The sequence below is a fragment of the Gottfriedia luciferensis genome (genome assembly GCF_002156865.1).
GTDB lineage: Bacteria > Bacillota > Bacilli > Bacillales > Bacillaceae_G > Gottfriedia > Gottfriedia luciferensis.
Genome location: NZ_NCTA01000028.1, coordinates 35,010 through 50,033 on the forward strand (window position 1 = coordinate 35,010; position 15,024 = coordinate 50,033).

General features: G+C 35.5%; 11 protein-coding genes and 1 riboswitch. Of the genes, 2 read left to right on the forward strand and 9 right to left on the reverse strand.

What is annotated here, in order from left to right; all coding sequences use genetic code 11:
• Positions 1-67 precede the first annotated feature (67 nt).
• Positions 68-985, forward strand: a complete 918-nt coding sequence (locus tag B7R67_RS16075) for a Gfo/Idh/MocA family protein (RefSeq protein WP_235822189.1) — start codon at positions 68-70, stop codon at positions 983-985.
• A gap of 79 nt (positions 986-1,064) precedes the next feature.
• Here the strand turns inward: B7R67_RS16075 and B7R67_RS16080 are convergent, their stop codons facing one another.
• Together B7R67_RS16080 and murQ are read right to left on the reverse strand one after the other, a co-directional pair.
• Complete coding sequence (locus tag B7R67_RS16080) at positions 1,065-2,480, reverse strand: PTS transporter subunit EIIC (protein ID WP_088072009.1); 1,416 nt, start codon at positions 2,478-2,480, stop codon at positions 1,065-1,067.
• Positions 2,481-2,501: 21 nt separating this feature from the next.
• Positions 2,502-3,392, reverse strand: a complete 891-nt coding sequence (gene murQ, locus B7R67_RS16085; RefSeq protein WP_088072010.1) for an N-acetylmuramic acid 6-phosphate etherase — start codon at positions 3,390-3,392, stop codon at positions 2,502-2,504.
• Between the two features lie 458 nt (positions 3,393-3,850).
• Between murQ and B7R67_RS16090 the strand changes: the two genes are divergently transcribed.
• On the forward strand, positions 3,851-5,149 hold the full coding sequence (locus B7R67_RS16090) for an O-antigen ligase family protein (RefSeq protein WP_088072011.1): 1,299 nt from the start codon (positions 3,851-3,853) through the stop codon (positions 5,147-5,149).
• Positions 5,150-5,411: 262 nt separating this feature from the next.
• Here B7R67_RS16090 and B7R67_RS16095 read toward each other — a convergent pair whose 3' ends face one another.
• The 7 genes from B7R67_RS16095 to pfkB all read right to left on the reverse strand — a co-directional run bounded on the left by B7R67_RS16095 (position 5,412) and on the right by pfkB (position 15,024).
• Positions 5,412-6,707 (reverse strand): nucleobase:cation symporter-2 family protein, encoded by a 1,296-nt coding sequence (locus B7R67_RS16095; protein WP_088072012.1) that lies wholly within the window; start codon positions 6,705-6,707, stop codon positions 5,412-5,414.
• Positions 6,708-6,929: 222 nt separating this feature from the next.
• A riboswitch (purine riboswitch) is annotated at positions 6,930-7,033 on the reverse strand.
• A gap of 203 nt (positions 7,034-7,236) precedes the next feature.
• Positions 7,237-8,049, reverse strand: a complete 813-nt coding sequence (locus tag B7R67_RS16100) for an ABC transporter permease (protein WP_088072013.1) — start codon at positions 8,047-8,049, stop codon at positions 7,237-7,239.
• Complete coding sequence (locus B7R67_RS16105) at positions 8,046-9,065, reverse strand: ATP-binding cassette domain-containing protein (RefSeq protein WP_088072014.1); 1,020 nt, start codon at positions 9,063-9,065, stop codon at positions 8,046-8,048. Before B7R67_RS16105 ends, B7R67_RS16100 begins: the two co-directional genes overlap by 4 nt.
• Before the next feature lie 122 nt (positions 9,066-9,187).
• Positions 9,188-11,545 carry an RNA polymerase recycling motor HelD gene (helD, locus tag B7R67_RS16110; protein ID WP_088072015.1) on the reverse strand — a complete coding sequence of 786 codons (2,358 nt, stop codon included), beginning with the start codon at positions 11,543-11,545 and terminating at the stop codon, positions 9,188-9,190.
• A gap of 374 nt (positions 11,546-11,919) precedes the next feature.
• Complete coding sequence (nagA, locus tag B7R67_RS16115; RefSeq protein WP_088072016.1) at positions 11,920-13,062, reverse strand: N-acetylglucosamine-6-phosphate deacetylase; 1,143 nt, start codon at positions 13,060-13,062, stop codon at positions 11,920-11,922.
• An 85-nt stretch (positions 13,063-13,147) separates the two neighbouring features.
• The gene (locus B7R67_RS16120) at positions 13,148-14,086 is read right to left on the reverse strand and encodes an ROK family protein (protein WP_158095133.1); all 939 of its coding nucleotides are present in this window, start codon (positions 14,084-14,086) and stop codon (positions 13,148-13,150) included.
• Positions 14,087-14,088: 2 nt separating this feature from the next.
• A complete protein-coding gene (pfkB, locus tag B7R67_RS16125) occupies positions 14,089-15,024 on the reverse strand; it encodes a 1-phosphofructokinase (protein ID WP_088072018.1) in 936 nt (311 codons plus the stop codon).

Here is a 15,024-nt window from a genome sequence, read left to right on the forward strand (position 1 = left end):
TGTGCTTTTTTTATTGTAAAATTATTTAAAGATCATAACTTAATGTTGTGATGAGAATACAAATGAGGTGTTTGTTTTGAAAGTTGGAATTATCGGTTTAGGTGATATAGCTAAAAAAGCTTATTTGCCAGTCCTTTCTGAAAAAGATGATCTAGAATTAATCCTTTGTACAAGAAACTCGCAAACACTAGACCATCTATCTAAAAAATATCGACTTCAGGAAACGGTTCAAACTGTTGATGAATTAATAGCAAAGAAGATTGACGCAGCGTTTATTTGCACAGCTACTGAAGCCCATTTTGAAATAGCTGAAAAATTATTGTTAAACAATATAAATGTGTACATAGATAAACCAATTTCAATGAAATATCATGAAACTGAACGAATCGTGAATCTAGCAAATCAAAGTGGAAAAATAGCTATGGTTGGTTTTAATAGAAGATTTATTCCAAGAGTAAAAGAGCTTTCGGATTCCGGGAAACCAAGTTTGGTTATCATGCAAAAAAATAGATTCGCTTTCCCTGAACAAACTAGAAGATTTGTCGTAGAAGATTTTATCCATGTAGTAGACACGCTTAGATTTTTAATGGCTACAGATGTTATTGATCTAAAAGTAGATTTCCTACAACGAGATGGTATGCTATATCAACTAGTTATCCAACTCATTGGTGATGGATGTACTGCTATAGGAATTATGAATCGAAACAATGGTGTCACGGAAGAAATCATTGAATATATGACACCTCAGCATAAATTTGTTGTGAGCAGTCTTGTTGAAACAACTCATTATCACAATAAAAATATTTCGGTTAAAAAATTCGGAGATTGGGAATCAACTTTGTATAAACGGGGCTTCTATCAAATAATTGACCATTTTCTTGATTGCATTCAGTCTAATAAAGTACCAAATCCTTCGATAAATGATTCATTCATCACGCATGAAATTTGCGAAAGAATTGTTAAATCGATTGATTCAAATGCTTAATTAAGTATTGCAGTAGATAAAAAAACCCGAATAATAGACTTGTCATTAAACGGTCTATTATTCGGGTTTATTAAGTTATTTATTCTTGTTCAGCCATTGCATCTTTTGGAGTTCCGAAGAAATACGTAAGGACGAAACCGCCAGCATAACCAGCAAGTAATCCAATCAAGTAATGTAGCCACATTCCGTTTGCAATAAGTGGAACTAACGCTACACCTGAAGGACCAATTGCGATGGCACCAACGTTTCCAAACAATCCGATTACTGCACCTCCAATACCACCACCGATACATGCAGTGATAAATGGTCTGCCTAGAGGTAATGTAACACCATAAATTAATGGTTCTCCAATACCTAAAATACCTACTGGAAGAGCCCCTTTAATCATGTTTGATAAAGACTTATTCTTTTTGCATCGTAACCAAAGTGCAAGAGCTGCACCAACTTGCCCAGCACCTGCCATTGCAAGAATTGGTAGTAATTGTGTTGCACCTGTTGTATTAATTAATTCGATATGAATCGGCGTTAATACTTGATGTAAACCTAACATAACAAGTGGTAAGAATCCCATACCTAAGACAAATCCTGCAAAAATACCGCCTTTTGCAATAATCCAGTTAATTGCGCCAATTAAGTTATCTGAAATAAATCCTGCAAATGGCATAATGAAGAAAATTGTAATCAATCCAACTACTAGTAAAGCAATCATCGGTGTAATAATAATATCTAAAGAATCTGGGACAATTTTACGTAATTGTTTTTCTACTAGTGATAATAGGTATACCGCAAGTAGTACCCCAATAATTCCACCTTGTCCAGCAGCTAATGGATCGCCATTAAAAATATTTTTGATTGGTTGTTCAGGAAGCATACCTGTTAATAAAGTTACCCCACCAATAACTCCCCCAAGGGATGGTGTAGCACCAAATTCTTTAGCAGCATTAATACCAACATAAATGGCTAAATATGCGAAGATTGCATTTTTAATTACACCTAAAACTGTAACGTATTGTGACCAAGTTGCACCATCTAAATTTCCTGCTGTTATATTATTTGATAAGATTGAAGCAATACCTGCAATTAAACCTGCTCCAACAAATGCTGGAATTAGTGGAATGAAGATATTACCTACTTTACGTAAGAAATTTTTAAAAGGTGTATTATTTTTCTTTTTTAATTCAGCTTTAATATCTGAACCTTTCTCTTTTAATGCGTCTGATGATGCATCAGCTTTTTTTCCTGTTGAACTATTGTTTAAAAGTCCAAATTGCTCAGCTACTTTTGTTACTGCACCAGGACCTAAAATAATTTGGTACGTCTCATCGTCAACTGTCCCTAACACACCGTTAATCTTTTTAACTTGATCTTCGTTAATTAAACTACGGTCTGCTACATTAACGCGAAGTCTTGTCATACAGTTTGTATAAGAAACTACATTTTCAGTACCACCAATCGCATCGGCTATCTCAGAAGCTATTCTTTGATATTTATCCATCTTGTTTCTCCTCCATCTAATTTATTTTTGTATCGCTTTTCGAACAAATCCTTCTGATTTTTTTAATTGCTCAATCGCTTGCTCATAAGTAAAACCAGTTAGAATCATAACAATCGCTACTTTTGGACTTTGGTTTGCCTTGGTTAAATATTCTTCAGCGATTTCATACGTACAAGAAGTTGCTTCCATTACGATTCGCTTAGAACGCTCTACTAATTTTTCATTAGTCGATTGAACATCAACCATTAAATTACCGTATACTTTTCCAATACCCACCATAGATGCTGTCGATAACATATTACAAACCAATTTTTGAGAAGTACCAGCTTTTAATCTGGTTGACCCAGTTAAAACCTCAGGACCATTCACTACTTCTATTGCAATTTCAGCTTCTTGGCCAATCTTTGAACCTTTATTACAACTAACTGCTACAGTAGAAGCTCCAACTTCTTTGGCATATTTTAAACCGCCGATAACATAAGGAGTGCGTCCGCTTGCTGCAATTCCAACTACAATATCGTTTTTATCTAATTTAGTGTCTTTTAAATCTTGGATTGCAAGCTCTTCGCTATCTTCCGCACCTTCAACTGCTTTAATAAAAGCTTTTTCTCCACCTGCAATTAATCCAACTACTTCTTCTGGATTAGTTCCAAATGTCGGAGGACACTCCACTGCATCTAGCAAACCAATACGTCCACTAGTACCTGCACCTATATAAATTAAGCGACCTCCATTTTTGAAAGCAGTTACAATTTTTTCAACTGCCTTAGAAATATTAGGAATTTCATTTCGAACCGCGGTAGCAACTTTTGCATCTTCTTCATTCATTACAGTTAAAAATTCCTCTATAGACATCTCATCTAAATTCATCGTTTTTTCATTTCTTGTTTCCGTTGTTAAATTCTCAAGCATGGTTATTTCACCTCAAGTAATTATTTTAAAACTTTGTAATTAAATTTAATTTCAACTATATTATAACTATTTTTGAAATAAAATTTCAATCATAAAAATTCATAAGGAATAAATTTCATAATTTATTTCCTCTTTTCGTTAACACAAACGTCATATCTAAACTAAAAAATATGCTTTCTAACAGTACAAATCAAACATTTACTCTAGTCATCCGTATTTTTAATAAAACCCAAATAATGGAATATTTAAAAATTTATTATTAATCTTATAACTTTCTTTTATTTATTAGGACTTTTAATTTTAAATTCAATTTACATTTATAAAACATAATTAATAAACTAATGTGGTATTTTAAACCTATGATAATTTACTTCCTTTACCAAGTTTTATAATCAATCACACTATACTGCAACCTCCAAATGATTAAGGGTATTTATGTCACTTAACTAGGAGTATTTATGAAAAAGCTTTTTCAGTTTTATACTAACTCTACACAATTGGAAAAAAGCATACTTCTCTGCTTTTTATTGCCACCAATAGGTATTTTATCGTTATCAATTATCGGACTTCATACACTTTATTATCAATGGTACATAAAAAAAAGAATCGTTTATTCTTTTAGTTCTTATTTTTTCTTATGTCTATTTTTAGCTACTGTTGGAGCCGCTCTTTCATTTAAAAACGTTTCATATTTATTAATTAGTGTAATGATTCTTGGTTACTGGGGTTTGTATTGCAGAATTTTGATATCAGAGAACAATCAATTATTTCAGAGGTATCAATCTATTATCATTTTCGGGGGCGTTTATAGCTGTGTGATTGGATGGCTGTCTAATTGGATTATGTTCCCTAAAACCTTAGGGTATTTATTGGGTACTGTACTTTTCGGTGAAGTTAAACCTAAAAATTTCAACCGTCTAATTGGCTGTGAGTATAATCCGAATTTTACTGTCTATATTTTGTTGATCGCGATTTCGTTTCTTCTTGCAAAGATGCTTACAAGTTTACAGAAAAAACAACATACAGGATTAATGTGGCAACTTCCTATATTACTCTTACTTAGCTATGGCGTTTTTCAAACAGGTTCTAGAGCCGGCTTCGCAACATTGGTTTTAATTTACTTAATCTTTATTTATCGACTAAATCGAATCATTTTTTTCTTTTGTACATTATTGGGTTTGTCTTTTTCAAAATGGCTGATATCAATCATGCCTAGAGCTGACTCAGTTCTTCAAGCAAGTAAAAATAGGCTAGATATATGGAAAAACGCCTATCTTATATGGAAAAACAACCCTTTGTTTGGTGTGACACCACTTGGTTTTGGACAAGAATATCTATTACAAAATAATCATTATATTCCTCATGCACATAATCTATTACTAGGAATGTTCTCAGAATATGGTTTATTAGGCGGTCTATCTTTTCTAACTCTTGTTAGTATAAACTTTGTAAAATGTACCCAATTGATTTTTTTAACAAGGAAAGGATACTTATATAATAGCTTTTTGCTTTCTCTGCCTATTATTTTGTTTACTGGTTTTTTTGATGAACCATTATTCTCTCCGCAAATAGGATTCTTAACGGTCGTATTGTTTGCATGTTGGGATCGCTACTCTGAGCGTTTATTATTTAATTTAGAAATATCGTCGTTACAAATTAAATACATTAGTATTTATTCGAGTACAGCCAGACTAGTCGTTGGGTTGTATACGATTATTCATTATTTAAAATCAAAATTAATTAGTAACAAGTGGTAAAAACGATCATTTCCCGTTTCATTTACATTGGTACTTTGAAATAAAAACCCCCAACGTTTAGAGATGGGGGTTTCAGTGTGTAGACAAAGTCCTATTTATCTGATTATCAGACTGATTGAAAACGCTTGTCTTTCGAGGCGCGAACCCAGGCGGGGAGCGGAGTTACCCTAAACGGTAATGAGCACCGTAGATAGGCGAAGCAACGAAGAAAGCGAGCGTTTGGCGGGCAGTCTGAAACGTACGAGAACGAACTCTAAATCAGTTATGATACTTTTTTCGTAGCCTTTATTTCCGTGGATGTTTCTCTTTTTGATAAAAATAAATTTAAAATAATAGCAGTTAATGAACCTGTTACGATTCCATTTTGCATTAGCATTTTTAAAAATCCTGGAAGTTGTTCAAACATTTGAGGAAGTGTTGCCGAACCTAATCCTATCGCTATGCTGCAGGCCGCGATAAGTAAATTTTCTCCCTTACCTAAATCAACTTCTGAAAGAATTGATATACCAGCAGCTGCAACAGATCCGAACATTACAATCATTGCTCCACCTAGTACAGCATTAGGAATGACCGTAGTTAATGCCGCTAATTTTGGTAACAAACCGAGAATAACCATGATACCACCTGCAGCATAAATAACTTCTCGTGATTTAACCTTTGTAAGTGAAATTAAACCGACGTTTTGAGAAAAAGCAGTGTATGGGAAAGCATTAAAAATTCCACCAAGCATAATTGCAAGACCTTCTGAACGTAAACCATTTACAATTTGATTCTGCTTAACCTTTTGATTAGTCGCTTTTCCTACCGCAAAGTATACTCCAGTAGATTCCACCATACTTACAATACAAACAATAATCATTGTAACAATTGCAGTAATATCCAATTTTGGTGCCCCGAAATAGAATGGTTGAGCAATGCTAAACCATGAAGCTTCTAACACATTTGTAAAATGGACGATGCCCATCATATATCCAGCTATTGTACCTACAACTAAACCAACAAGTACAGAAATCGTACGTAAAAACCCTCTAGCCCAGCGATTTATTACTAAAATAACTGTAAGTGTAAGAAGAGCTAGCAATAAATTGTGTATTTCCCCAAAGTCTTTGCTCCCTTGTCCTCCCGCTGCATTATTCATCGCAACAGGAATTAGAGAAAGTCCAATAATTGTTACAACTGAACCGGTTACAATCGTTGGGAAAAACTTTAATAGTTTTCCATAAAACGGAGCAGCTAAAATAACAAATATCCCAGATAGAATAATCGCTCCGTAAGCAGTCGGTAAATTTGATGTGGATGCAATTGCAATTATTGGTCCAACCGCGGTAAAAGTGCAACCTAATACGACTGGCAATCTACTACCAAAATACTTCGTTCCCATACTCTGTAAAATCGTTGCAATCCCGCAAGTAAATAGATCCGCTGCAATTAGATACGCAATCTGAGCCGCAGTTAGTTTCAGTGCACCACCAATGATTAGAGGGACGACTACTGCACCTGCATACATAGCCATTACGTGTTGAAAACCTAATGTAAATGCTTTTTGTTTACTTAACAAACTTATCTCTCCCTTACTCTAATTGAACCAATTTATCTTTCAAAACAACGTACGATTATTGCTCCTTTCAGAATATAAAAAAGGACAGGCTCCACTTGAGTTTGTTTCTCTCAAGTGAAACCTGTCCTTCTGGGTTTTTATCCCTAATGGTGTAGCACGAACGATCCTGTGCCCACATCGCTCGGACCTGCCATCTATGCTTAATAGACAAGGATGCGGAACCCTAGATGTGCTTTCACTCATAGTCGGTCGATTATAGTGGTCGTCCGGTAGAAACTTATGGGCCATATTCCCATGATTATATGAGTTTATATATACTTGTACCTTGAATATGTTACACAGGCTACTCAATAATTTCAAGTAGAAAAACGTATAATTTGTCGAAAATGTTCATTCTTATTGAATAAAGAAAACTCGCCGATTGGCGAGTCTTTACGTGGAGACAGAGGCTTAAAAATTGGCAACTATTTCGCCGTTGCTATTTTATACATTGTTCCAGTAGGCAGTAACTTAAATGGAACACCTTTTATTATGTTCTACGCATATATGCTTTTACAGTTAGTGGTGCAAATATTGCTACAATGACAGCAGCACCAATAAGAGAAATGACTAAATCAGATCCTATTGTTTGCGAGTTCGTAAGATTTCTAACCGCGGTAATTAGATGTGAAATTGGGTTAATTTTAACAAATATTTGCAGCCAATTTGGCATAGTATCGACTGGTACGAAGGCATTTGAAAGAAATGTTAGTGGGAAGAGTGCGAGCATCGAGATACCCTGTACACTTGATGCAGTACGAGCAATGACACCAAAGAAAGCAAAAATCCAGCTTATCGCCCATGAACACACAATTACAAGTAGTCCAGCTAAGATTACGTAGCCCAGTCCACCTTCAGGTCGATAGCCCATAATGTATCCCATTGTAAACGTAAGGACTGTAGCAATTGTATATCGAATCGTATCTGCTAACAAAGCTCCTGCAAGTGGCGCAATACGAGCAATTGGTAGTGACTTGAATCGATCAAACACTCCCTTATCCATATCTTCCCGAAGTTGCACACCGGTTACAATCGAAGTAGTGATGACAGTTTGCACTAAAATACCTGGAATAATGACTGGCAAATAACTTTTGACGTCTCCCGAGATTGCCCCTCCAAAAATATACGTAAACATTAACGTGAAAATAATTGGTTGTAGTGTAACATCAAACAATTGCTCAGGTGTACGTTTAATTTTCAGTAGACCACGATAAGCCATTGTAAAAGAGTTTTTTACTGTTTGACTAAAACTAGCTTTATTTTTCAATTCACGATATGCCGCTGGTTTTATTGATGTACTCATACTCTTAGCCCCTCCAAGTCTGACTCTTTTGAATCACTTGCATCAACACTTTTACCAGTAATCGTAAGAAATACTTCATCAAGTGTTGGTTTTTGGACGCTCATTTCTGCTAAATGAATACCAGAATCTCGTAAAGCGATAAGTAAATCAGTTACTTTATCTGCATCAGCCATTGGAGCTGTGATTTTGCCTTCCTCTAACGAAATATTCGACTTCACCTTCAGTACATTTTCAACAGTTAGTTGAGCATTATAAATATCCTCAGAATGTTGGATTTTTAATTGCAATGATGAACTACCTACTGATGATTTCAATTCATCTACAGTACCTTCCGCGACCACATGACCTCGATCAATTACTGCAATTCTGTCAGCTAATTCATCTGCTTCTTGTAAATATTGTGTTGTCAGTAACACAGTTGAGCCACTGTCTACTAATCGACGAATCGTATCCCACATTTGATTACGCGTGCGAGGATCTAAACCAGTGGTAGGTTCATCCAAAAAGATAAGTGGCGGCTGACCAATTAGACTTGCTGCTAAATCTAGTCTACGACGCATCCCACCAGAGAAATTTTTTAATGGTCTTTTTGCAGCTTCAGTTAAGCCAAATTCCTCTAATAATTCAGATGCCTTCTTTTTTGCTTCCGCTCTCCCTAGACCAAGTAGTCTTGAAAAAATGACCAGATTTTCAGTAGCACTAAGAGACTCATCGACAGATGCATACTGTCCAGTCACTCCGATTAATTGACGTACAATCTGAGCTTCTTTCATTACATCGTGTCCAAATATACGCGCATAACCTTCATCTTGTCTCAGTAATGTTGCTAACATTCTAATTGTAGTGGTTTTCCCTGCGCCGTTTGGACCAAGTACACCATAAATACTTCCTGCACGAACGTTTAAATCTACACCATCAACTGCACGATTCTCGCCAAATACTTTAACTAGTCCACGTGCTTCAACTGCCCAATCACCGTTTTCAGGAGTGATTATTCTTTTATTTAAATATTCCAATTTATTTCCTCCTTTTCAACTTATTACACGTTGAATATATCCATAAATTGTGAATTAAGTATGAACTAGATCAATTTAAAAAAAATAACTTCCCTTTTAATAATAAAGGGAAGTTATGCAAATTATTCATTTGTAATAGGCTGATTTAAAAGTAAGAGGTCTGCGTTTATCTCGTGCAAAAATGGACTCACTTCACCTAAACTATATAAATATAGTTGATGCATTGCTCGTGTACAAGCTGTGTAGAATAATCTGCGTAGACTTTCTTCCCCGTACACTTTTGCGGACGCATCGTAAATAATAACTGCGTCGAATTCAATGCCTTTTGCCAAATAGGCCGGAATAATCACAACTCCTTGCTCGTATTCAGCAGAGCCTCTTTTTACAAGCTTAATTCCTTCTACATCTCGTAAAGCTTCATATGCCGCTAAGCTTTCCGCAGCAGATTTGCAGATAACTGCGATCGTATTAAACTGATTGCCCTTTAATTCCTCAATCTTAGAAATAATGTTACTGTGCAAATCATCTTTATTAGACAACTGCGTTAGGACAGGTTTTTTACCTTCGCGATCAAAAGCATTAATCAAATCGCCTCCTGGCACTAGTCGACGAGTGAACTCAACAATCGGTTTTGTCGAGCGATAACTTTGGGTCAAGTTTATGACCCTTGTTTCGTCTGGCCCGTATAATCCTTTAAGCATATTAAAATCAACTATTTCACTGGCATGAGCAAAAATCGCTTGGTTAAAATCCCCTAAAACCGTCATTTTAGCAGATGGAAATAATCGCTTCAGAAACTCAAATTGAAATGGCGAATAGTCTTGCGCTTCGTCTATAAGCATAAATTTAATTGAAACATTTGATTGAAACCCTTGAATTAACTCCTTCAAAAGTAAAAATGGCGTTGCATCTTCGTAATACAGTTTGCCTTCATCAAGCATTTCCATCGTTAAATGACATATGTCTTTCCATTCAGTAGGGGTATCCCCTTTGATCCATTGTTCAATTCTTTTTGAATCGCTAAAGAGCTGTTTGTATATTCCCTTAAAGTCAATAAAGCGAAGCATTCGAGCCCATTCACGCAATGGTTTTAATTTCTTACGAACGATCATTTTACCAAGTATCTTAGTTTCTCTTTCATAATCATCAAAAGATTCTTCTGTAAACCCTTGTTTTTTCTGTAAATATTTATACGCCTTTTGATAGTCTTCTTTGCTAAGTAACTCGATTTCATCTTGTACCCAAGGTTTTTTCAGTTCATTCTTCTCTGTTTCATCTATTTGCTTAAGTAGCCATTCAGTCAACTTCTCCAATCGGTTGCCAAATCGTAAAGTAGTGTCCGTGTTATAAAATCTTTCAGAAATTTGTTTTCCCGTTACAATTGGCTTTCCTCTAAATCTAATACCTTTAAAAATCATGCCTGATTGCTCTAGAGTTTGTCTGTATTCTTTAATTGTTTCAAAGAAGCGTATTGAAGCCTTAAATCGAATACTAGCCGTTCTAGTCTTGTAGGTTGAATCATTTATACCTGTTAGTACATATTCTAGTTGTTCATAATTATCCTCTACTTGAAATGAGTCACTTAACCTATGAACCAAATATTCCTGAAATGTAACTTGTTGCATATTTTCTTCACCTAACTCAGGCAACACCCTAGATACATAATTGTTAAACATTGCATTAGGAGAAAATAGGATAATTTGGTCGGCCTTAATCCAATTTCTGTATTTATAAAGTAAGTAAGCAATCCTCTGTAAAGCAGCTGAGGTCTTACCGCTACCCGCTGCCCCTTGAACAATAAGCAATCTACCTTTGTCATATCGAATGATCTGATTTTGTTCTTTTTGAATGCTGGCTACTATACTCCTCATATGTTTGTTTGTGCCTTTGCCTAGTACATGCTGTAAAATCTCGTCTCCTATCGTTAGGCTAGTATCAAACATTGATTCAATTACACCGTTACGGATAATATATTGCCATTTTTGGTCTAATACACCATGAATCGTACCTTCTTCTGGAGTGTCATATTCAGCTGGACCTGGTGGATAATCATAGTAGACACTTGAAATAGGTGCTCGCCAGTCGTAGATTAAGATATTTTCTCCACTATTGTCCATGAGTGTAGAAACACCAATATAAATACGCTCTAAATCTGTAGTACCTTCTTCTATAAAGTCGATTCGCCCGAAATATGGTACTTCCTTCATGCGGCGTAAAGCAGCCAATCGGTTGGATGCTTGCTTGTGATTGATTTGCCCAATCGCTAATTGTTGTGCTTGTTGTCTTAAACTAATAATCGTTTCAAGATAATCATCAAAACTATCAGTATTTACTTTCACCTCATCCCAAAAGTTTTTACGAACATTGATTACATCATTCCGACGTTGGGTTGTTTCGTCAGCTGATTTGTCGATCTGCTCCGAAATAATCTTTAGTACACCATCTACTCTTTCTTGTTCCTGACGAAGATCTTTGTTCATATCATGCACTCCTTTAAAAGATGAAAATAGGGGTTGACTGAAGTGGATTTGTATAGTACAATTAAAGTAGGGAAAATATGACCACAACAAACAACTTTATATATATACTGTATTAATCTACCACGTTTTTTCATTTAAATCAATAGATCTTTTCGTTAAATACTGTTCTCTTCATCCCTATTAAATCCTTCTTTTACTTACATAACAAATAAAAAGACCCACTAAAAATGCTACTCATTTTAAGTAAGGTCAGACGAGTTATCTTTATAACGAAAGAATTACATTCTGCAAACTAAAGCCTCTTTTTGCAATTTTATTACGATCACACCTTTATTATTATAAAAAAACCACTCTTCATACCAAAAAGTTAAAAATCACACCTTATATACGATTTCTCCGTTAATGAACGTAGCTTGAATATTTAAATTCTCATCGACTAAAACAATATTAGCTTTTTTTTCAGATTCAATACTTCCGACTTCATGATCAATTTTTAGCAATTTTGCTTGATTGAGAGCTACCATTGGTAAAACATCTTCTAGCGGTATCCCTAAAACTTCAATTGTATTTTTCAAACATTCCAGTAAATTAGTCGTACTTCCGGCCAACGAACCCGTTTCGATTGTCCGAGCCACTTTATTTTCCACCTTCACTGTCAATGTCCCCAGTGTGTAGTCTCCATCTGGCAAATCAGCGGCCGCCATTGAATCACTTATTAGGATTATGCGATTTTTCCCTTTTGCCTGATAAAGAAGCTTAATTCCTCCAGGATGAACATGTTGTAAATCAGCAATACATTCACAAAAACATTCATCATTTGTTAAGACTGCTCCTAAACACCCTGGATCACGATGATTAAACCCTCTCATCCCATTAAAAGTGTGTACAGAAATTTTCGCCCCATTTTCAATTGCATTATTTGTTTGTTCATAGTCCGCATTGGTGTGCCCTATTGATACGTGAATTCCTTTTTCAGTTAAAAACTGAATTGCATCAGCAGCATTTTCCTTTTCTGGAGCAATCGTCATTACTTTAATTGTACTGTTTGAGACTTTTATCAGCTCGTTTAGTTCATCTACTGAAAGATCTCGCATGTATTTAACTGGATGTGCTCCACGATGCTCAGGTGTAATATAAGGACCTTCTACATAGGAACCAATAATTTCTGCACCACTGGTCTGACCCATCGCTTCACTAACAATTTTTATAGCCATCTTTATTCTATCGAAATCATGAGTAAGTGTAGTTGGTAAAAATCCAGTAACCCCATGCCGAGCAAGTGCCGTAGACATTTCTTTAAGTGAGTGGATACTTGCATCCATTGTATCGTACCCAGAAATTCCATGAATATGAATGTCTATCATCCCAGGAATAGCTCTATAGCCAGAAAAATCTAGAATCTCACATGAGGGCTTTTTTGTTGTTACATTATTGATTTTTCCGTTTTCAATCACGATATAACCAATATCAATTACTTGCTCAGGTGTATAAACTTTCTTTACCTTTATCGCTTTCATTCAATTCCTTCCCCCTAAGTTAAAAAATCTACTTATCAAATAAACATAGGCAACACCATAATTTGATGCTGCCTGTTTCTTATGGTCATACTTGTAGGTGACTTAATTTCTTTAATGTTAAATGGCAAGCCCCAAATAACCCAGCATCATTTCCTAAGATTGAAGGAAATACCAAAACATCCTGATCCTGATGGTAGATTGGCATAACTTCCTTTTTAATCTCTGCGTTGATATCTTGAATAAATTGGTCAGCCCGTTCGGCAATTCCGCCACCAATAATAATGGCCTCTGGATTTAGGAGATGAACAATATTCGATAATCCTAAACTAATATAATGAATAAATCTTGTGTATACAGCTGATGCAATCGGATCTCCCTTCTCCACCAGCTTCAGAATTTCCTCGCCAGAAATATTTTCTACGTCTTCACCATTTTTTTTCGTTTCTTCTATAAAGTCATTGACGAAAGCAGACGTGGCAGCATATCGTTCATAACAACCTCTCCTACCACAGCCGCATTGGCGTCCACCGTTTACGATTACGGTATGACCTAATTCTCCAGCTAAATAGTTTGAACCATTCACAATATTTCCATCTATGATAATTGTACTTCCTATTCCAGTTCCTAAAGTTAAAAATACGACATTTTTCTTTCCTTGAATTGCACCCCTCCACATTTCACCTAAGCAGGCACTTTTCACATCATTTTCAACACTAACCGGTAGTTTAAAGTGATTAAATAGTATTTCTGACAGTTTCATTCCTGAGTAGCCAGGTAGATTGTTTGAAAATAAAATTTCTCCTTTTTCATGATTTATTAGACCACAAGAAGAGATTCCAATCCCTACGATTAAAAATTCATTTTGAAGGATTTCTATTTTCTCAACAAGAAGTTCAGGAAGAAGCTTTTGGATATCGCTTTTAGGAGTCTCCACTTTATCTTTAAAGAGCATCTGGCCATTACGGTTGATTACCCCGTATTTGATAAATGTGCCCCCAATGTCAAAACAAACAATATAGTCCACCTTTATTCGCCCCCTATTAATTCCTTTACTTTAATGCGAGTATAGAAATCCTGCACTTGTAAAAAATCTATTGATCCTGTTCGTTCTGAAGCTGCATTTGCCATTCCGCAAGCGCATGACCACTTGAATACATCCTCAATTAAATATCCTTTCGAAAAAGCGTACGTGAAGCCGGCGAGCATACTATCTCCTGATCCTACTTGATGAACATTCGTCAAAGTCGGAATAACTGCCTGTAGAACTTTGCTCTTATTTATTAAAAGAGCACCATCTTTACCTAAAGAAAGTAAAACATTTTCGATTCCACTTTGACATATCTCTTGAGCATGCCATATCATTTCCTTTAATGTTGGTTTGTTCAGGCCAACTATTTTACAAAATTCTTCCTTATTCGGTTTAATTAAAAAAGGTTTACCCTTTAAACCTTGGGATAATGACTCTCCACTTGAATCTAATAGAAAATATTTTCCTTTTTGCTTTGTTCGTTCAGCTAGTTTCCGATAAAAATCTACTTCAATTCCATTTGGCAAGCTACCAGAAGCCACGATATATTGATTCGATTGTAGAATAGAATCGAAATTTTTCAAAAATTCTTCTCTTTCATTGTCCAATATGTTAGGACCTTGTTCAAGGATTTCTGTATGACCTTCCTTTGATTCAACTACAAGACAAAACCTTGTTTCACCTTGTATTGTTATAAAACGATTAGTTAATTTCACGGTTTGAAGCTGGTCAGCTATCCACTCACCGCTTTTTCCTCCTAGAAACCCAGTACAAGTAACCTCGGCCCCTAGTTGTGATAATACTCGGGAAACATTTAGTCCTTTTCCACCAGCAGTTTTATCAACAGTTGTAACCCGATTCACACCATCTAACTGAAAAGTTTGAAGACCGTATCTAATATCAATAGCCGGATTTATTGTAATAGTAGCAATCAT